This is a genomic window from Candidatus Babeliales bacterium, assembly GCA_035944115.1.
Lineage (GTDB): Bacteria > Babelota > Babeliae > Babelales > Vermiphilaceae > DASZBJ01.
In genome coordinates this window covers 1-21,639 of record DASZBJ010000020.1, presented here as the reverse complement: position 1 = coordinate 21,639, position 21,639 = coordinate 1, and the positions used below count along the sequence as shown (strand labels likewise).

The window sequence follows — 21,639 nt, the reverse complement described above, 5'->3', positions numbered from 1 at the left end:
TCCATTCAACATTAGGTTATCTAACGCCGGATGAGTTTGAACAGAAATATCTTATAGGAGCAGTAGGGTGAAGCTCGCCTTACCGGCGACAGAGGTAATCCACTCTAGGTTCCTTGTGTCTACAAAACTGTTGCAAGATCACCCATCCGCACTCCAAGCCACACGTTTTATATTTTTTTCTTCAAATACAAATGTATGTGAATTACCATCCTCACGCACCACCTGTAGCGCCTTTTTATTATCATGAGCAATAACTCCTGTGGCTACCTTTTCAAAGCTTTCTACATATTTACGCGGGCTTGTTTCTTTAACTTCTATTTTTTCTCCTGCCTCCAAGTCCCAATAATGATTCCTACCGAACATTTTTCTCTCTGCGGTCGATGCCGTTATTACACGGAGTAGCCCTGATCTATCCATTGACATTTCTATATATTTATCTTCATTTAGGTAACTTGCTCCCAATGTAGTAGATACGAGCGCTCCGGTAGCCACATCCCATATTTGTATGTCTCCCTGCGGACTGAGAATAGCAACACGCTTTCCTTCCCAGCCCAACAAAAACTTTGGAGAAAAACGACCCCAGTTAAAAGCCGTTCGTCTAAATCTTCCTGCAGAGACAATCTTTTTTGTATCAAGTACGAATACATTACCTCCATCGTTGGCATCTTCATGAAGTAAACAATAGCGACCTCCAGGGCTGCATGCTATATCAGCGGCACTCACAAGGCTTGCGTCTTCATAAATGGTTTTTGATGCTAACTGCGGCATAAACATAAATGATTGTTCCAAGAAAGGTTTTATGTGGTTAAGCAAAACGGCTTTTGGCACCTTTTTTGCTAATGCTAACCGAAACTCTCTAAACTCTTCCCTCTCAGTCACACTCCCTGGCAATCTCCTTTGTTCAGTCGCAACAAGTACGCCCTCTTTTGATTGCTTTTGCCGAATAGTCTCCAACATCGATGATAATTGCAGATCTGTTTCTGTTTTTTTCCACGGTAATAGCGCACCAACTCTACCAAGAAAAGATCCATGACTTTTTTGCGCATCAGTCCGCGCCAACAGAGCTAAACGATTCTTATGTATCTGCTTCTGCACAGGCACATCTTTGCTACTGGCCGCTCCTTTCAAAACGCACTGCGCAGAAAAAGCTAACAGAACTATCAAAACACTCTTGCAATCCACAATGCGAAAACTCATAGAATAAAACCCCTTATTATAAAGACAAAAATAAAACCATGATAAAATTACAGTATGAAATCCTATCATGGTTTTATTGCAAAAACAAAGAAATCAAGTGGTTGGCTACCATTACGCCTGACGGGCATTAAGATGATGGTGTTTTACAACTTTGTATATTTAACAAAACGGCCTTTTGCCTTCTCAACGGGATACTTTTTACTGATCTCTTCTATTTTTTTTATCACTGCTGAGGCCAGATTTATGTTTGCATTGTTGCAAAAAGATAACGCGGCAATAACCACGTCCGCTAACTCATCTTCTATCTCTTGCCGATTATTTTGCAACTCTTCACGCGCTTGCACATCATCTAACCACAAGAACTTTTCCATTAATTCTGATGCTTCTACTGAAATAGCCATACTCAAATTACGCGGAGAATGAAACCGATTCCAATCCCGCTCATCAGCTACCTTTTTTATTGCATCTTTGAGTACTTGAACTGTTACTTTAGTATCTTCCATAGGGACCCCTACAAAAACAAACCGCTAATAAACACATACACTATGTTCATACCACAATCAATTAGGTCACGCCTTAGGCGTACCAATTATCTGGATAACGACGCATTCGCTCGTTATGACGGTCGGAGAATGCCAATAATGCTAAAACTATTTATCTGCACTTGATAACACTTTTAAAGCATAAACCCTGTAAAAACATAGTTTGTATATTTTACAGAAAGAAAAAAGTGCTTGTTCAAAGCATCACTGTGGTAAGAAGATATTGCCTGCCGTCATGGCGAGTGTATACGTCGCCATCCAGAAAATCGTGCGCCCAGTGGGCGCGACCAAATATTTCTTAAAATCTTATCCCAAAAAATTAGCGTTCATGTAAGGAAGCTCATCTCCCGCTGCCGACTCTTGCATGCCCGCTTGAAATTCGTGCGCAATTGCATCCAAACACTGATTCAACTGTGTACCATTTAAATTTTGCGTCTCCACTTGATCAATCAATGTTAACATACTCTCCATACGCGGCTGTGGAAAGTCAGATATATCCACTGCACGCTGCACCATATTCAACCCTTCTGCTACTACAGCCTGCCTTACCTCAGATAGAAATTGCCTTTCACAATACACGTCTTGCGCACACAACTCATCATCGCACACCTCCACATCACAAGAAGCATTTGCTTTGATTATGAATTTACCACCCGATGGTTTCCACAAAGAACACCCGTCTGGGGCATTATTACGCACGATCACACTGCCATCGGGACTAATTCGAATACCTGTTTCTGTCGCATCAATGGTCAATCTTGATGTTGGCGACTTCCTAGGGGAACGACACTCCTCTCGAGGAACAAAAGAAGGCAACCGAAATATTTTGCCGGTAGCCCCAACCTCTATTGTCGAATCAGCTTCCACCGATGCCTGCAATTGTCCATTAGCACTCTCAACTACAACCTTATTAAACAAAAGCTGACGCGCAAAGTATAGTGTTCGAGGCCCACCTATCTGTTCTCCAGTAGCCAAATTATAATCCGACCTATAGTACGTCCCATTAAACGTGCTTTTTACTGCGGATAACATATTATCCTCATCAATCTCTAATAGTCTTAGATCCCACCACCATGCATTTCCTAATGGGCTTGATAAGACTGACACCAATTTAGGCTCTTCTTCCGTCAGATCGTATACAAAACCTCCGTAACCTTCCCTATCTGCAACCGCAACAAATCGACCGCCAGAACCGATCGCTAATTTTCTTATTCTGATCGCAGGATTCCCATAATACGTCGTCATTCGTTCTGTTCTAAAATGCTTTATACGCCTACCACTCTCTGAATCAAAAACGGATATGCGATCTCCCTGCCCAACCGCAACATATTTACTATCGGGACTAATGGCCGCTGCACATCCAGCAGCATCAGCAAGCACCACTGGCTTCAACACATCTACATGAAAAATCGTTAATACCGGCTGCACAAATTTACACAAATATTTACGTAAATCCGGAGAAAGATTACCTACCAGCTTTCTTAAACCTCTATACTCTGCCTCCCTACAATCCGATTCAGATACCACTTCTTTACGATCCTCTCTTTCTTTTTCATCTTCATCCGCAACACGAGAAAGCCCAACTTTGCTTGCAACTTTTTTAACAACAGCCAGTGACCTTCCAAGAATTCCTTTTTTCTCCTGCACTTCTACTTGCGCATTATCTTTCGGCGCCAACCGTTCTTTTTCTGCTTTTGCCCGTTCACGCAACTTTCTTAACCGATTTTGCTTTGCATATTCCTTTTCTACTCTTGCCGCCTCTTCAACATCTTCCCTACTCGCCGCCGCTTGTAACATGCACGGTGCAGAAAAAGCGAATAGAACTAAAAAAACACTTTTACAATCCTCAATTCGAAAACTCATACCATAAAACCCTTACTATCTATATAATTAAAAAACCATGACAATGTTTCTTATTGAAACCCTATCATGGTTTTATTGCAAAAACAAAGAAATAAAGTGGTTGATACCATTACGCCTGGCGGGCGTTAATGGTCTTTTACAACTTTGTATATTTAACAAAACGGCCTTTTGCCTTCTCAACGGGATACTTTTTACTGATCTCTTCTATTTTTTTTATCACTGCTGAGGCCAGATTTATGTTTGCATTGTTGCAAAAAGACAACGCGGCAATAACCACGTCTGCCAATTCATCTTCTATTTCTTGCCGATTATTTTGCAGCTCTTCACGCGCTTGCTCATCATCTAGCCACAAGAACTTTTCCATTAATTCTGATGCTTCAACCGAAATAGCCATACTCAAATTACGCGGGGAGTGAAACCGATTCCAATCCCGATCATCAACTACCTTTTTTATTGCATCTTTGAGTACTTGAACTGTTACTTTAGTATCTTCCATAGGGACCCCTAGATAAAAATCAATACGTACTATCTCGTTACTGTCATAGCACAACCATGCGTGTAATAACAATAACCAAGTATACCCGATGCAATACTTTAAAAAAACTTCTTACTATTTTTTAGAGCCTGTTCAGAAACTAATCTAATGGTGCACAATGTTGCAATAGACAGAACTTGTAGAATATTTTACCCGATCGTCTTCACGAGCGAATGCGTGGTGATCCAGGAAGTCGTGCGCTTAGTAAGAGCGCGACAAAATAGATTCTTTTAGTTGAATTCAGTTTATATCTCTTTATTAACCTGGATCGCCACGCACGCCAACGGCGGCTCGCGACGACGATCGGAGATTTTTTTGTTCTGGTGAACGTTCAAAATACGGTGAGTGGTTTTCAGCAACTCTAAATATAAAATTCAAGTTTTTGAGTTTCTGGATAGGCTCTTATACGCAAAAAACCTATCTCATTGTTACCGTCAAAAAAATAAGCCCAGAGTCATCCAGGCTTATTTTTACTAATACAAATAATATGTTATTCAGATCGCGATGCCGCTATTTTATTTATCATATCTTCGCTGAAACGTTGTCTTGCCTGATCTGCCTTATGTTCTAATTTTGCAAGCTTTTCAGCGAAATCTTCATCTTCTGGGTCTAAACTCATGATAAGCGTATGATATTCATTTCTCAAATCAGTTACATCTATGATCTGATCACGTTCTGATGCTGTATTCTGCACAACCTCTAATGAACGATTGAAGAAGTCAACGACCATCTTCCTTCTGCCTTCATTCATCAAAACAGTCATACGATGTTGAATTACTAAAGAAGATTCTACAAAACGCTCATCTTCTGCATCAATCTCTTGTAACTCCTTAATATTCGCATCCATCTGATCTTGATACACCTTAGGGAAATTTTTTATCCGACTCGCTCTTGATACTATTGCTTGCATTTTTCTTACAATGCCCGCTTTGTGTTCCTCATTTGTTTCAAATATGGGCAGCACAGCCCCCTTGAAGAGCCTGCTTTCATTTCGAAATCTTGCTATCACAGATCTGCCATCAGGAGCTATTTCCATACGTAACAATTCTCTATCAGGAGGAAATACAAAACGCCTAACGCATGCACCGGTCGCTAAATCCCAAATATGAATGTATCGATCCTCTGCTAATGCTACCTGCTGATTATCGGGACTCAGGGCAATCGAATTTGGTTGCAGATCTCTACACACATCTAATCGATTGAGTTTTTGCCTGGACGCGATGTCCCACAAGCTCACATTTCCTCCTCTGGCATATTGCGCAATTGAGCTGCCATCAGAGCTAACGGTTGCTATGGTGCCATCCTGTTCAGCAAGTACCGTTTCTGCTGCCCTAGGATCGGTCTTGATATTAAGTATAGAAATCCTACTGCCACTCACTACTACGACATCGTTGCCGGAGTTCATAAAGAGGTGCTCAACTGGATAATCTAATAGACATCTCCACATCATCATTTTTGACCTCCTTGACCAAAGCGTGATCCGACTCTGATTGGTCTCTGGCAAGGAGAACGCTGCAATAACAGATCGATCATCGTTGCTCATTGCCACGCAGGCGACAGAACATGAAACGCTGGCATCTTCACTTAATTTATTCGGTCGCTGCCTATCATAAAGAAACAGATTACTACCACACCCTAATACAAAATATCGACCATTTGAGCTCGTAGCAACTGCATCTACATCAGAAAAAGCTCCCAAGAGGGGCCCAGAATTAATAAAATGCTCATGGACAAGCTGTGTCTCTTCATGCGATGCAGTATCCCCAATAGAAACACGCAAGACTCCACTTGGATTCCTCTCACACCCTACGAGGTACTTTCCATTAGCACTAAATGCATGCCGTGATGATTGCTGCTGCGCTAAGAACTTTTTTTGGCGCAGCAATGCATTTACCATAGGATCAAAAATTACCGATCTCATAGATAGTCCTAAAAGTGATTGTGTAAGCTCCATTGCATCTTTAGGTAAATTTCCTATCAGTTTCCTTAGCCCTGTATCCTTTTTCTCTTTCTCCTCTTGATCACGCTCCTCTTTTTCATCTTCTGCAACTGACGACGGCAGCACTCCCTTTTTCTTTCTTGCCGGAGTATTGGCCTCTTTTTCTAGCGCTAGCTTTTTTGCATGCTCTCTTGCATGGTACTCTTCCATCAGTTTTGCTTTTTTAACATCTTCATTAGTTGCTGCGGCATGCACAAGAGATGAGATCAAAGAAAACACTAATACCATCAAACCTTTTTTACTACATACAATGCGAAATCCCATACAATAAAACCCTTTATGAATTCAACAATTAAAAAACCATGATAAATTTTCAATAAGAAACTCTATCATGGTTTTATTGTAAAAACAAAAAGAAAAATCGCTTACGCAAGATTCATAATTTTTTTCAGATATCGTCCGGTATGACTCACCGTACTGCACGCAACCTCTTTTGGCGTACCTTGTGCAACAATCACACCACCACCTTCGCCACCTTCTGGTCCCATGTCAATGATATAATCAACTGTCTTAAGCACATCGAGATTGTGCTCAATAATAATCATCGAATTACCTTTATCAACCAAACGGTTAAGCACAAGCAATAGTTTTTCAATATCGCAGTTATGAAGTCCCGTTGTTGGTTCATCAAGAATGTAGATTGTATCAGTACCGCGCTTTGCAAGCTCATCAACCAGTTTAATCCGTTGAGCTTCTCCGCCGGATAATGTTGTCGATGGTTGCCCCAGCTTAAGATAATCAAGGCCTACTTCACAGAGTAACCGCAAGCGCTTTTCTAAGTTGCGATGCGCTGCGAAAAATTCAACCGCTTCGTTTGCTGTCATTTCAAGAATATCGGCGATTGATTTACCTTTATACGTAATTTGCAATGTTTCTGCATTATACCGCGTACCATTACACGCTTTACACGTCATAGTAACTTCCGGTAAAAACTGCATCTCGACGGTAATTACTCCATCACCAGCACATTCAAAACAACGGCCATCAGCAACGTTAAAACTAAATCGCCCAACTTTATATCCACGCGCGTTACTTTCTGGCAATGCCGCAAAAAGCGCTCTAATTTCATCAAAAACTCCCAAATAGGTGGCTGGATTTGATCGTGGTGTTTTTCCAATCGGTGTCTGATCAATTACCACCATACTTTGCAAATTATCTGCACCCTTTAGATCACTGGGCTCAACTCGTTTAAGCGCAGCCGATTTTTTATTGCCGTGTAAAATTCGTGTTAACTCCGGCACCAATTCCTGCATAATTAATGTACTTTTTCCCGATCCTGAGACTCCGGAAATACCACATAAAACTCCGAGCGGAAATTGAGCGGTAACATCTTTTAAATTATTTTTCGTTGCATGCTCGAGTGTCATACATCCTTTTGCTTGACGCACTTTTTTTGGAGCTACAATCCCACGAACACCGGATAAATATGCTCCCGTTAAGGATAGCGGATTAGCTGCAACTTCATCAGGAGTTCCTGCTGCCGTTACCGCTCCTCCTAATCGTCCTGCAGCTGGTCCCATATCAATTAAATAGTCCGCGGCCCTGATGGTATCTATATCATGTTCTACTACCACAACTGTGTTGCCTTGATCGCGCAATGTTTTAAGGGTGTCGATCAGGCGATCATTGTCTCGCTGATGGAGTCCAATACTTGGCTCGTCTAAAATATATAATACACCGCTCAACGCTGAACCAATCTGAGTGGCAAGTCTGATGCGTTGCCCTTCCCCACCAGAAAGCGTACGCGCAGACCGATTAAGCGAAAGATATGAAAGCCCAACATCGACGAGAAATGATAATCTGTTGGCAATCTCTTTCAGCAAACTGTCACCAATAATTGTCTGCGTCTCTGGCAGTATCAATTGTTTAAAAAAATTCTGTAAATCTTTTATTGAAAGTTCACACAGATCATAAATAGATTTATCACCGATAGTAACCGCCAATGCTTGTTGGTTAAGGCGCTTTCCTAAACAGGCCTGACATGTTCCTGTCTTTGCATATTTACCACTAAAATAGTCTGGATATTTTTCTTTCCATGCCTGAGCATCATTTTTATCCCACGGCCATTCATGCACAACACCAAGACCGTTACATGCTTTACACGCACCAATGGGAGAATTGAAAGAAAAACAGCGGGGTTCAAGCTCAGGAATTGATTGCACGCATCCTAAACAGATACGGCTTGATGAATACATATACTCATCATCACCAACCAATACTTTACACATACCGCCCGCTAAAGAAAATGAACGCTCAATGGCTTCTTGCACACGAGATTTCTCTTCGGCAGAAACTTCAACAAGATCAATTAAAAGATCTATGGAATGTTTAAAAGTTTTTTTTAAGTTTAAATCTTGAATCTCTTGTTCCGACCTAAAACGATATTGCTTACCATCGATAATGAAGCGATAGTAGCCATCTTTAAAAAATCGTAACAACTCCTGTACAAACTCCCCCTTTTTTTCTTGAGCAATAGGTGCTGCGACAGTAATTAATTTCCCTGCAAACTGTGCACATAACATACTGGTGATATTTTCTGGCGATTCAGCTCGAATAGGCGCAAAACAATCAGGACAATGTACCATCCCAATACGGGCATACAGCACTCGTAAATAATCATAAATTTCGGTAATGGTACCAACGGTTGAGCGAGGATTATCGCCTACGGTTTTCTGTTCAATAGCAATTGCCGGACATAACCCGTCAATACGGTCAAATGCCGGCTTTTTAGCAATACCTAAGAACTGTCGTGCATATGAAGATAGCGATTCCATGTAGCGACGCTTACCCTCTGTATACAACACATCGAGCGCCAGTGAGCTTTTACCTGATCCAGATGGACCGGTAATCACCGTTAGTTTTCCCTTAGGGATAGCGACATCAACATTTTTTAAATTATGCTCTTTTGCCCCATATACCCTAATCCAATCATTATTTTTACGTACTAATTTTTTATCTTCCATGATCTTTGCCCCCCAATGAACATTTATCTATAAAACTGCTTCTATTTTTAGAGTATCAAAACAGCAGCTTTTTGTAAGGAGGGTAGCGCGACGCGACTTCAAAACAAAGGGGCCTGCCTACTCAGTAAGCAAACCCCCTGTGTTTCAACAATAGCTTATCTATTAATATACATAGAACCCTTCAGTATCTGATCCGATGATCGTTTCAGCATCCACCGATGGTATCTCTATCATTCCTTCTCCAACCGCAGAACGTGCTAATACACCACTGCCACATGGTACATATAAGATTTCTCCTGGTGGTAATCGTAGTCCACCTTCAATATCACCAAACGCAACTAATAGTTCAACATCTGTACCATTTATAAAACGGCATGCTTGTGGGGACGACTTATAATATCGATAATAATAATCAGGATATCTGTAGCTAAGCCAGAATGCAGATCCTAATGCTAGTGCTCCCCATGCGGCGTAACGATATCCATACCCGTGGTGACGCCCCCAACCACGACCATAACGGCCATGTCCATACCGACCATATCTACCACCTCTTGCTCCTGCAAAACGAGCTCCTCCTCTGTGAACTCCTGCACTTCCTACTCTCGCTCCTGAACGCACTCCTGTTCCAGTCACTCGAGTACCCGTGCCTCGCGTGCCCGTTCTTCCAACAGCTCTTCCCGTCCCTGCAGATCTACCCGCTGATTTTGTTACACCGGTGCTACGCGAGCGCCCAGACCCTGAACTCATACGCGCAGAACCGCCACGACTTCCACCACCGCCTCCACTTCGGGCACCTCCGCCACGACTCGCGCCTCCACTGCTACCGCGAACTGCATCAATATCTGTTACCACAAGACCAATCAAGGCAACTAAAATAATCATTTTTCCCCAGCGAACATTCATCATTTTTCCCCTTTATATAAGTAACGGTCATTAGACCAATGTAGTTATTATTCATCTCATCACAGTTATAACAAAAACAGAAACGCAATATCAATAATTTTTATATTTAAGCATTCAGTCTGAATACAACAGCGGATTGTGGTCAATAGTATCCTCGACTTATACATCCCGTAAAATGTATGCCTTGCCCCCTACAACAATAAAAAAATTATTTATTATTGCCTTTTGCGTGAAATTCCGTATACTTTTTGCCCTATAGATCTTTGGATTATGGTGGATGTAGCTCAGTTGGTAGAGCACCAGATTGTGGCTCTGGTTGTCGTGGGTTCGATTCCCACCATTCACCCCATTCATTTCCTACAGAAATGACTGGCAAGCCATTAAATTGTACGGCCGTTTAAATTAATAGTTGCGCAATTTAAAAAAAAAGATCATGATATATGGCGCATCTATTTGCAATCAATATGAAATATGTCGGGATGTGGCGCAATTGGTAGCGCACTCGCTTTGGGAGCGAGGGGTTGTCAGTTCGAGTCTGGCCATCCCGACCATTTATTTTAAGAAATCCAATTTTTAACAATACCTTCTTCTCGTTAACCGTTTCATTTCGCATTTCATGCGATTTTTTTTTACTCTCTCACATCTTTTCTAAAAAACCATTACCTCCTCATCTTTTTCGTACAAATGTTTTGAACATTGACAATTAATGCACGAGATCGTCATCCTCAATAAGAATCATCAATTTTGGTGTGATAAAAAGGATGTACATGAAGAAACGTATGTTGCATTTAATAACTATTATTCTCTTTGCTCTACAAATTATCTCTGGCCCCTATCAATATATATATACAGCAGAAGATACAGAAATCGATATCCCCTTAGATTTTGACTTTGAACTCGATATACCGTCCGTTGAGCCAACGGATCTTGGGAATCCACCTTCAACAGAACCTGAAATAAGTTTTGACGACTTTGAATTCAAATTTGATTCTGACGATGAGCTCATATCGGACACTCCTGCAACTGCGCCGGGTACTGAAAAAGGATTGGAAATCAGTTTACCTTTTTTTGGCGCGATCAAATTAATCCCCTTTACTGATATCGCGACCAACAAACCAGGACTGAAGGCAAAATTAGTTAATCCTTCAAAGCCATTAAAAATGGGACAACTGACTATAGATGATGGCGAAATATTATGGGTTAAGCATATCGGTATCACCGGACGTGCAACAATCCTGGGCCAAAAAGCACGATTTGGTGCGAAAGAAATAAAATTTGCATCAGGAAAAAAAGATCCTAAAGCAAAAACAAAACGTCGATTTATCGATAAGTTAACGCTTGGCATCACCTTTGAAAGTAAACCAACAATTACCTTGATGCCCGGAAAAACAATCACCCTCGCTGCAGCTGATGTTATCTTCGAACGCAAAAAACCGGTCATCTTACGATTCATTACTGATTTCCTGGGCAAACCGGTGCAGATGGGATTTGCCATAACCAAAAAATCTTTGGGCGTATTTTTCAACTTAACGCCAAACACACCATTTGTTTCCCTTGTTCCAGGGGTAGCTAACACTCCGCTTGAAAAAGGAATTATTAAAACTGCTCACCTTTCTATAAATAATCTTCTCTATAAAGCGGAAGCAGAAAAGAAAGAAGAACCGCAAAAGACTGAACCTAAAGAGGAAGCTCCTAAAACGGAAAAAACTCCTGAAAAGACTGAAACTAAAGAAGAACCAACAGGCGAAGAAAAACCTACAGAAACAGAAAAAGAAAAACCTGCAACTGAAAAAGCAAAAGATGAAAAAACACAAAAAGAAGATCCAAAAGGCCGTCATATAAAAATTGAAGGCATAATAGACCTCAGCCAAACAGAGTTAGCAGAAGCACCAACAATAGAATCATTAAAAAAAAGACCTGCAGGAAAAGAAGAAGCAAAAGAACTTGGTGAAGATTATACGGGCCTTAAATTAACCGGTATCATATCGGCCGAAGGTGCAACGCTGACCATAGAAGCAAAAGAATTCCCTATAAAAGATTTTGCTACTATCGAGCAAGCATCATTTTCTATAGACACCACAAAAAAACCATATTCTTTAACCTTAAAAGGTAAATCTGACATTACTTCCGTGCCTGGTATTGACCATATGAACGTAGGAATCGATGCCACACTTACTACAAAAGGTATCGATCTGACTGGAAAAGTGGGAACCGATGTTTCTTATGCAGGCATCGCTCTGAAAGAAGCAACGGTAAACTTTAACTCCGAAAATAAATCATTCTCTATTCAAGGTACGATTGGCTTTCAGGGCATGACTTTTGTCGCATCAATTGCCGTTCTGCCAGATCCAAAAGATAAAAAGAAAAAGACAACGACCTTCACCGCAAAAGCAACTGCAGAAGAATTCGCTCCATTTGCAAAAATTCCTGGCTTAAGCACATTTAAAGTAACTAAATTAGATGCAAGCGTAGATATCATCAAAAAAAATGGAAAGACAACCAACAGCATTTCTCTCAAAGGTGACTTAAATGTCTTTGGCAAACCACTGCGATCAATAATTAAATTTGTAGAAAATCCCGCGGGAGAAAAAGGGGTATACTTCAGCGCTCCTCTGGCTGAAGACAAATCATTGGGAGACATTATCCCCGATCTCAACATACCGCCCTTTAATCAACTCATCTTTAAACGTGCCGCATTCCAAGTAAGTTCCATAGAGTTTACCGATACGGAAAGTAAGCAAGAGATTCCAAAGGGAGTTTCATTTGTGGCAGAAGTTCCATTAGTAGGACCATTAGCATCAGCAGGAAAATTAATGGGAGCGAGTGGGCAAACATTTACGCTAGAGGGAACGATTTTACCTAACACACCGAAATTAAGTACCTTCAGCATAATCTTATCTCGTGGTGAACCAGATCCGTCAAAAAAATTCTCTATGGGCAAAATAGCAATTGCTCTCAGCGGCGCACCTTCAGTCAGTGTAGAAGCGGAACTTATTTACCGACCTACCGCTAAAGACACCTTAGAATTTGGTGGAAAATTTGAATTCAAACCGGATGCAGCCGATCTGATTGCTCAGATGAAAGGCCGCTGGCCTAATGCCTTCGGAAGAAAAGGTTGGGCAGTACAAGATTTAGCATTCGTGCTTGGCATGGCCTATGGAAGCCCAGGAATTCCGACAGAATTTGGTGGCGCCGGTCGCTTTATCATGAAAGAATATCTTGATTTAGAAATTAAATTTTTCGTTAGTGCCAATGTTTCAAATATTGGATTCGAAGGGATTAGCAGACAAGATATATCACTCGTTAATGTCGTTAATATCGTTTCAGAAATTATCAATCAACCAATTCCAACAGTAAAAATCCCTTCATTGGCTATTAAAAAACATGCGACCGTTAAATACGCAATGCAAGACATCCACATTGGAGATCAAATCATTCAAGCAGGTATCGCCGCTAAAGGGGAAATCGATGTCCTTGGAAAAACTGCAACACTTGATATACACATTGGATGCGAACAACTTGAAACATGTGGATTTAAAGCATATGCAAGCCTCGATCCAATTGATATCTTGGGTATATTAAAAATCACGGGTTATTCGGATGCCGAAACCGGTATCGTTGTTGATAAACCAAAAATCGATATTGAGTTTACTCCATCGCGCCAGATTTTCCATGTGTCAGGCATGCTCAACATTGCAGACATTATCAAAACAAAAACATTTATAGAGCTATCAGACAAAGGAATTACCTTTGATTTTGAAGATTCTTTGGGTGGAGATAAATTCACGTGGATAGATTCAGAAGGTAAAAAGACTCCTCTTCTGTTTTCAAAAATTCGTGGTACATCATCAGGAACTCTTACTAACCCAGATTTTGTACTCGACATCGTATTTAAACAATATCTCAAAAAATACATCCTTTTTGAAATAAAGAAAGCATTTGATATCGCAGAAAAAGAAGTGAACAAAGCATTTAATGATGCGAAAAAAGAAATCGATAAAGTTGATATCGCAATTACAAAAGCACGAAAAGATATTGATGCGGCAGAAGAAAAAGTACGTCGCGCACGCAAAAGCATTGATAGCATTAACGGTGCAATCCAAAAATCAGACAATGCATTTAAAAAAGCGCAACGTGACGTTGATTCACTCCAAAAAGAGATCAATGCCCTAGACAAATGGTATAACGGATTACCAGACTTTTAAAATAAAAAGAGACAGACATGATAATAAAAAAATTACGTATTTTTATACTGTTATTGGTCGCAACAACCATCAATGCAGTAAATGTAGTTATACATAACAAAATACCACTAAAAATGTATGTTCGGTGGGAATTCGTTGGAGATTACTTCAGACGAGAAATTGCAGCGGCTACTAAAAAAACTATTGCAGGACCCGACGGCAATCCATTAGAGGTAATAACTGAAGGAATAAAAGGAGTAAATGATTGGCGCCTCCATAAAGGCTTTACCGATGTGCATATCATAGGCGCAAAAGTTGGTGAGGTATGGGGAAAAGATCCTGAAACTGGTGCCCCTCTGGTATTCACTGCAAAAATGCTTGATAAAAACGGTGGCTGTTGGGGTATTGCACCACAAATTTATTCTGCTCCTGCAGGCCAAGCTGTTTATAATAACTTCGGACTGAACCTCGTTCCGAAACGAAACCCGAAGGATAACAATAATTGGTGGCCAAGCTTTGTCATATGGCGCATGGATGAAAGCGTTGAAGGTAAAATAAAAAAAGCATTTGAAAAAGCTGGTAAAACCATTTATAAAGAAGTACTCAAGCCAACTGCAAAAGCGTTAGAAAAAGCAGGAAAAGCAGTTGCCGATCGATTTAAGGACACAAAGCTCACACGGGCCATTGATTATGCTACACGCAAAGCAGGACTTGAAATTGCACACAAAACCGCTACTGGTGTACTCATCGCATCACAAGCAGCTGCAACAGGAACATTAATTGCCGCACGAGAAACTGCAAAAGGTGCACTCGTTGTTGCAGAACAATTCTTAGATAAAGTGGTAGAAAATACTACTTATGGCGTCATGAAAGGATCAGCTGAAACTGCAAAAGGGATCCTTGAAGGAACAAAGCAGGTAACGACTGGTATTATCAAAGCAGGAAAATTTATAGTAGTAGAACCTCTTGATCTATTTGACCTCAATGAAATTAAATATCATGGACGCCTGCAAGATATTGGACGTGGTGTTCTTGGTGATGTAAAAGTTGTTGCAGAACTATTTCACCAACCGGTCAATTTCAGTATAACTCTTGATGTTAAAGCCGGATTTAATGCAGTTACCAAAGCTTTAAAATCAGTCATTGATAAAGTAGCCAATGAACTTGTAAATGCGCTTATTAAGCCTTTTGAAAATATCGTTAGTAAATCACATAAAACGATTCAGCCAGCTCTACCAATCGCAACAATCGTCATGACACTTCCTCCGATCTCTTCTGCAAATGTAGACCTTATTCTGGACACAGCCGATAAAGAACTTAATGAAGCAGAACAAGAAAGCATTATTGCAGAGCAACAAACAATAGCTTTTGCCAGTGATATAGAGCAAGAACTTGCAAGCATTCCTGCGCTACTCCGTGTTAACCATCAAGATTTAGCGGCAGTGCGAGCGCTTGTAGAAAATAGCACATCAAAGGATGTAAATGCTGCGGATGCTTTAGGAACCACTGTACTCATGCTCATGATCATTAAAAATAACTATAGAACAGTAAGCGATGATCCTAACTCTTCATACCAAGCATATTTAAAGAATCCTAACCTACCAAACCAACTATGCGCAGTGCTTTCTTTATTGGTTGCCAAAGGAGCTGTGTGGAATGCAAAAGATCTAAAAGGAAGAACCGCACTTGATTTTGCTACATTCAATGGTATGACTGACCCAGCAAAAGATCCATTCTTGCCGCTGCTTACTGACGGAAAATCAACATGCCCAACACAATAATATTCACTCCGTTGGAGCAGAAATAATGATCAGGTATATACGAAAGGCTTCTGGAGAAAAGGAGCCTTTCGACATACAAAAATTTAAACATTCTTTACTCAAAATTGGAGCCCCTGAACAACTGATTACAAAAATAGTCAAAGAAATAGAGCTAATGCCTGCAATGCGTACCACTCGGCAACTGTATGATTTTGCGTTAGAACGATTACAAGAGAATAATCCTCCTTTAGCAGCACGATATAATATAAAACGGGCCTTAATGGAACTAGGACCAACCGGATTTCCATTCGAGCAATTTATTGCACTTATTTTTAAAGAACAAGGATACAGCACACAGACCGATCAAATTGGACGCGGCGCATGCGTAGATCATGAGCTCGACATAATCGCACGCAAAGAAAGTAAACATCTCATGATCGAATGTAAATTTCATAACCGACAAGGGATTAAATCTGATGTCAAAGTGACACTGTATGTAAAAGCCCGATTTGATGATATAGCAAAAGGATGGAATAATAATCCCAAAGATACTGATAAGTTTCATGGTGCTTGGATTGTCACCAACACTCGATTTACCTCGCAAGCCATACAATATGCACAATGCGCACAGATACAGCTGCTTGATTGGTCTTACCCAGTAGATAATAATCTGCCACACCTGATTAAAAAACTACAATTACACCCAATCACCGCACTCACCGCTCTTTCTCGCCAGCAAAAGCGTGCATTTATAAAAAATAAATTAATTCTTTGCCGTGACATTCCGCACCGTACAGAGTTACTTAAAAAGCTCGGATTTCCTGAACATACAATAAAGAAAATCTGTGAAGAAGCTGCTGCAATTTGTGAACAATAAATATAAAAAATGGGTATCAAAATAGGTTACGCATTTTTTTTGATAATTATATAAAACTAGTTGGCAAAGCACCATGATCGCACTACACTAACGATACATTGTTATACCCTTTATTATTTATGTGTTACGTATGTTTTTAATTGATCGCCGTTATATACGCTATTTTGATTGGATTTCATTTTTTATCATACTAATTATTTCCGCAATCGGACTCGCTTTTGTATACAGCGCAACCTACCAACCTGACGTTGCCTATTCTATTTTTTTCAAAAAGCAGTTGTTTGGTATGATATCAGGAATTGGCATCTATTTATTATTTTCTTACATGCATTATCAATCTCTCATGCGATGGGGATATTTTGCCTATTTCTTCGTCCTACTGTTACTCGTTTTTACTATCATAAAAGGATCGATTGGCATGGGCGCACAACGATGGATCAGTATTGGCTTTTTCAAACTACAACCATCTGAACTTACCAAACTATTTTTTCCCGCATTTATAACCTATTATTTGTATACACAACGGGAAGATTTTTCTTATAAATGGTACGATTTTTCTACCATAATAGCCGTCATGGGACTCACTTTTATTCTTGTGCGTAAACAGCCTGACTTAGGAACTGCACTGATTATTCTTTTTTCCGGCGTAATTCTTTTATGGCTTGCGGGCCTTAACAACAAATTTTTCATAACGGGTTTTATCTTTCTCATCATTTCTGCACCAATTTCTTGGACGTTGCTGAAAGATTATCAGAAAAAGCGTATTCTCGTTTTCTTAGGCCAAGGGGAGAAATTAAAAGAACGATATCAAATCGAACAATCAAAAATTGCTATTGGATCTGGTGGTCTTACGGGTAAAGGGTTTCTGCAAGGCACACAAAACCAGCTCCAATTTTTACCCGAAAGCCGTACTGATTTTATCTTTTCTGTAGTTGCCGAGGAGTTAGGACTTGTCGGAACAATCACCATTTTACTGTTATATATCATTCTCTTTCTGCATCAAATCTCTTTAATAAAAACATTTACTTCCCCTTTCATGCAACTCCTGGGCTTTGGACTCATTATTCACATTATTTTGTCGGTGATTATAAATATTTGCATGGTGCTTGGATTGCTACCCGTGGTTGGCATCCCCTTACCGCTGCTGAGTTATGGACTCAGCAATCTCTGGATTACCTTTGCTAGCCTCGGCTGGTTTAATAGCATTGCTATGCGACGATTTTATGTCATCGCATAGCACTTAAACATCTATTTTTATCTATTTATTCGCGTGCGCCGTATTACTACAAACCCATCTGCCATTCCTAAAGCAATGTACGTACATCCAGGAGAAAAGGCCATACTAATAGCTGGTTCTTCAAATCGTTCAACTAAAGCCCATCCATTATCTCTATCATACAGACTTACTCGCCCATCAGCTGTACTGCGGGCAAAATAACGACCATCTGATGAAAAAGTAATGCACACAATTGACGATTCTACTGCCATATCCAGCTCGTCAGATAACCGCGCAACAGTCTTCCACACCGTTCTTTTTAACCAGTTTAATTTTTTCTCTGAAATCGCTACCAGCCCATTGTCAAGACCATAAGCCAGATGCCGGCCATCTGGTGAAAAGAGCACCCGCGTATATATGGTTGTGATTTTTGAAAGATGAAAATCTCTGTCCAATTTCCACATGGCTCTTCCACTACCATCTGATATTGCCGCTGTATAATAACCGTCCGGTGAAAAATCTGTGTTGACACTAACAAAGCCTCCTGTAAATAACTGAACTGGTTTTTGTCGCCCTTTTTCCATATTCCATTGAAATATCTTTCCATCAGCAAAAGCCCACTTTAAATAAAGATCATCCGTGGTAAAAGCTAAGCCAACTAATTCTAACCAACCAGGCTTCTGGTATCCAATATAGCTCATCGGCTCAAGGCTCCAATTATGGGCGTTCCACACAAAAATATTTCCTGATGTAGTGCCACAGGCACAGTAGTATCCAGCCTTTGAAAAGACGATAGACTCGATAACCCCAACATCATCGAGCAATTTTGGTTTCGTGCTCCAACGCTGTGTATCCCATACCATAACTTTGCCATTAGCATCGCCTGTCACCAAATAACGACCATCCGGCGAAGCTGCCATGGCATTAATTGAATAGTTCGAAGCAGCAAAAACTTGCTCTCTGCTCTGCAATGGTTGCCACACGGCCTGCTGCGGCGCAGCAAATTGTGCTATATGGCGACGTAGATCAGGATTACCCAATGCATCTCGTTGCGGTGCCGACTCTACCTTTTTGCCAATAAGTGATAATGTATCCACTGTTGATAGATCTGCTTTTGCTCCGCTTTTTCTTAATCTCGCGGCCATTTCTTTTTCTTCTTTAGTCTGTTGTACCTGTAATCGGCGTATCGCTTCCTGTTCCGCTATACCACGCGCCATCTGCTCATCGCGTTTTATTTGATCAGCTTGAGCCTCCGCCTGATTTTGCCGTGCCTCAAATACACCCCGTTGCTCTTTGGACTCTTCTTCCCCTTTTTCCTCTGCCCCGCGAGATATACATGAAACAATTGCTATCGCTACAACCATCGTTCTCAAATACCTATATACTCTCTGCATACCAAATACCCCTCTTTAAAAAATTTCTATTATTTTCGCTCAATACGCTTAATATCTATAAAATCGTTCGTGAACTTTTTTTGATGGCAAACCGCGAGATACCGATTATCTGACGAAAAAACTATACTTGTAATTGGCCCAGGCTGTTCCTTCGTATATAACATAACATTGCGCCACTCATCAGTAGCATAAACAGCTACCTTCCCTATGCTTATCTCACATGCAAAATAGCGACCATCTGCCGAAAAAACCATACAAGAAAGACGACTGTTTCTTTCGGAGAGCTCCGTCAATTGTCGCCACTCCATCTTTCCCCACCTGTTTCTCACTTTATGCATTATGGTCACTACGCCATCAGCTGATCGGCATGCCAAAAATCTCCCATCGGGCGAAAAAAGCACTGACTTATATTTCTTTTTGGGCAATTCAAGACTTATTGGATTTTTATCCTCTATATGGTTCTGCTCCCATAATAACACAGGAGTATTTTCCCTTACTCTTCCACGTACAATGGTAATGGGCACTCCTGCTACATATGACCCATCCGGTGCAAACGCTAAAGCAGCAATATTGCGAAATTTAGCATCACGCGCTACCAGTTGCGTACCTACCCAATCTTGCGTATTCCACCGCCACATCTCCCGAAGCAATGATCCGCTAAGCAAATAACGACCATCCGATGTAAAGGTAAGTGCAATAAGCCAGGAATACTCATGCGCCCTCCCCTCTAATGCTTCATTCAAAACAATCGGCGCCACCTCCCAATTATTCACCGTAAACACAAAAATTTTACGTAAGCGTGATGATCCACAGGCACAATAACGACCGTCCGGAGAAACGGTAATATAATCAATAGATTCTGGAGACAGATTTATAACTTTCATTGGCTGTCCCCACACGTGAGTGTCCCAAATCTCAATTGCACCCTTACTCGTACCTACAACCAAATACCGACCATCCACTGAAACTGCTAAAGACGCTGCTGTATCATTAACCTTTCTCACCAATCTGCGATCAGACCATACAGAATCAAAAGCTCCAATCATTTGACGCATCTCTTTCTGACCAAGTACTTTCCGCTGCGCTTGACCACCGCGCCGACTAAGACGTGATAATTCTTGAAGTGTGTCTTGACTAACTGGTTTTGTCGGTTGTCCTTTGAGCAGCTCAGCCAACTCTTTCTTATCCTCAGCCTGGATGACCCGTACACGAGACATTGCAGCTTGTTCCATCTCCTCACGATGACGCGCTGCTAACTCCTGAGCAATCCGTGCATCGCGCTCAGTTTGTTCAGCTATACGCTGTGCCTCACGTTGTTGCTCTTCAAATACGCCCCGTTGCTCTTTGGACTCTTCTTCCCCTTTTTCCTCTGCCCCGCGAGACATACATGAAACAATTGCTATCCCTATTATCATCACTCTCAAATAACTATGTACTCTCTGCATATTGAATTCTCTCTTTAAAAAATTTCTATTATTTTCGCTCAACACGCCGAACATCTATACCACTGGCCTTATCTCCAGAAAAGCCAACCGCCAAATAACGATTATCTGATGAAAAAGCCATGCTTGAAATTTTATTTCGCAGTGTATACCGAGTGATCTCTTTCCACCCATTGGTAGCATAAACGCGTACCACTCCCTCACTTGTCCCGCAAGCAAAATAGCTACCATCCGATGAAAAACTCATAGAAGAAATATGATCGCCTCTGTGTATGATTAATTCTGTTAATTGTCGCCATTCTATCTTTCCCCACCTGTTTTTCACTTTATGCATTATGGTAACGACATCATCAGACGAGCGGCATGCCAAAAAGTTCCCATCGGGAGAAAAAAGCACTGAGTGATAATTCTTTTTTGGTAAATTCAGCTTGGTTGGATTTTTATCTTCTATTACATCCAATTTCCATATCACAGGAACAACAGGCGTTTCTACCCCACGCTCAACAACATGTGGTATTCCTGCCGCATAAGATCCATCTGGCGCAAGCGTTATACTAATACGGCGATATTTAGCGTCACGCGCCACTTTTTGCACACCTGTCCAGTCTTGTGTATTCCACTTTTGTATTAGACCTCTTCTGAAACTCATTTAGTTAACTCAAAATTACATATTCCCGCAATGAGATTAAAACGTAATCCAAACCTCTTTCTTCGATTACGGTACTTGTCAGAAACTATTTTGAATCGTTTTATCATTCCAATCA

The 21,639-nt window shown here is 40.8% G+C and carries 15 protein-coding genes and 2 tRNA genes; 6 read left to right on the top strand and 11 right to left on the bottom strand.

The window, feature by feature from the left end:
• Window positions 1–138: 138 nt before the first annotated feature.
• From VGT41_02760 to VGT41_02730, 7 genes are all read right to left on the bottom strand, one after another.
• Entirely contained in the window at window positions 139–1,197 is a 1,059-nt protein-coding gene (locus VGT41_02760; GenBank protein HEV2601194.1) for a hypothetical protein, read from the bottom strand.
• Window positions 1,198–1,340: 143 nt separating this feature from the next.
• Window positions 1,341–1,700: a nucleotide pyrophosphohydrolase gene (locus tag VGT41_02755; GenBank protein ID HEV2601193.1), complete on the bottom strand. Its 360-nt coding sequence runs from the start codon at window positions 1,698–1,700 to the stop codon at window positions 1,341–1,343.
• 345 nt (window positions 1,701–2,045) lie between these two features.
• Window positions 2,046–3,602 carry a hypothetical protein gene (locus VGT41_02750; protein ID HEV2601192.1) on the bottom strand — a complete coding sequence of 519 codons (1,557 nt, stop codon included), beginning with the start codon at window positions 3,600–3,602 and terminating at the stop codon, window positions 2,046–2,048.
• 136 nt (window positions 3,603–3,738) lie between these two features.
• Window positions 3,739–4,098 (bottom strand): nucleotide pyrophosphohydrolase, encoded by a 360-nt coding sequence (locus tag VGT41_02745; GenBank protein ID HEV2601191.1) that lies wholly within the window; start codon window positions 4,096–4,098, stop codon window positions 3,739–3,741.
• A gap of 529 nt (window positions 4,099–4,627) precedes the next feature.
• Window positions 4,628–6,400 carry a hypothetical protein gene (locus tag VGT41_02740; protein HEV2601190.1) on the bottom strand — a complete coding sequence of 591 codons (1,773 nt, stop codon included), beginning with the start codon at window positions 6,398–6,400 and terminating at the stop codon, window positions 4,628–4,630.
• Between the two features lie 101 nt (window positions 6,401–6,501).
• Complete coding sequence (gene uvrA / locus VGT41_02735; GenBank protein HEV2601189.1) at window positions 6,502–9,099, bottom strand: excinuclease ABC subunit UvrA; 2,598 nt, start codon at window positions 9,097–9,099, stop codon at window positions 6,502–6,504.
• Between the two features lie 162 nt (window positions 9,100–9,261).
• On the bottom strand, window positions 9,262–10,005 hold the full coding sequence (locus VGT41_02730; GenBank protein HEV2601188.1) for a hypothetical protein: 744 nt from the start codon (window positions 10,003–10,005) through the stop codon (window positions 9,262–9,264).
• Window positions 10,006–10,275: 270 nt separating this feature from the next.
• Between VGT41_02730 and VGT41_02725 the strand changes: the two genes are divergently transcribed.
• The 6 genes from VGT41_02725 (at window position 10,276) to rodA (ending at window position 18,060) form a co-directional block, all read left to right on the top strand.
• Window positions 10,276–10,351: transfer RNA gene (locus VGT41_02725), tRNA-His, on the top strand.
• Window positions 10,352–10,477: 126 nt separating this feature from the next.
• A tRNA-Pro gene (locus VGT41_02720) sits at window positions 10,478–10,553 on the top strand.
• Window positions 10,554–10,769: 216 nt separating this feature from the next.
• Window positions 10,770–14,207 (top strand): hypothetical protein, encoded by a 3,438-nt coding sequence (locus VGT41_02715; protein ID HEV2601187.1) that lies wholly within the window; start codon window positions 10,770–10,772, stop codon window positions 14,205–14,207.
• Window positions 14,208–14,224: 17 nt separating this feature from the next.
• Window positions 14,225–15,967, top strand: a complete 1,743-nt coding sequence (locus VGT41_02710; GenBank protein HEV2601186.1) for a hypothetical protein — start codon at window positions 14,225–14,227, stop codon at window positions 15,965–15,967.
• Between the two features lie 25 nt (window positions 15,968–15,992).
• A complete protein-coding gene (locus VGT41_02705; protein ID HEV2601185.1) occupies window positions 15,993–16,823 on the top strand; it encodes a restriction endonuclease in 831 nt (276 codons plus the stop codon).
• A gap of 130 nt (window positions 16,824–16,953) precedes the next feature.
• Window positions 16,954–18,060, top strand: coding sequence for a rod shape-determining protein RodA (rodA, locus tag VGT41_02700; protein HEV2601184.1), 1,107 nt, complete (start codon window positions 16,954–16,956; stop codon window positions 18,058–18,060).
• Between the two features lie 17 nt (window positions 18,061–18,077).
• Here the strand turns inward: rodA and VGT41_02695 are convergent, their stop codons facing one another.
• From VGT41_02695 to VGT41_02680, 4 genes are all read right to left on the bottom strand, one after another.
• Window positions 18,078–19,433, bottom strand: a complete 1,356-nt coding sequence (locus tag VGT41_02695) for a hypothetical protein (protein HEV2601183.1) — start codon at window positions 19,431–19,433, stop codon at window positions 18,078–18,080.
• Between the two features lie 29 nt (window positions 19,434–19,462).
• Entirely contained in the window at window positions 19,463–20,878 is a 1,416-nt protein-coding gene (locus tag VGT41_02690) for a hypothetical protein (protein HEV2601182.1), read from the bottom strand.
• Window positions 20,879–20,906: 28 nt separating this feature from the next.
• The gene (locus tag VGT41_02685; GenBank protein HEV2601181.1) at window positions 20,907–21,524 is read right to left on the bottom strand and encodes a WD40 repeat domain-containing protein; all 618 of its coding nucleotides are present in this window, start codon (window positions 21,522–21,524) and stop codon (window positions 20,907–20,909) included.
• On the bottom strand, window positions 21,521–21,639 hold a 119-nt coding region (locus VGT41_02680), incomplete at its 5' end, for an IS5/IS1182 family transposase (GenBank protein ID HEV2601180.1). The genes VGT41_02685 and VGT41_02680, both read right to left, overlap by 4 nt.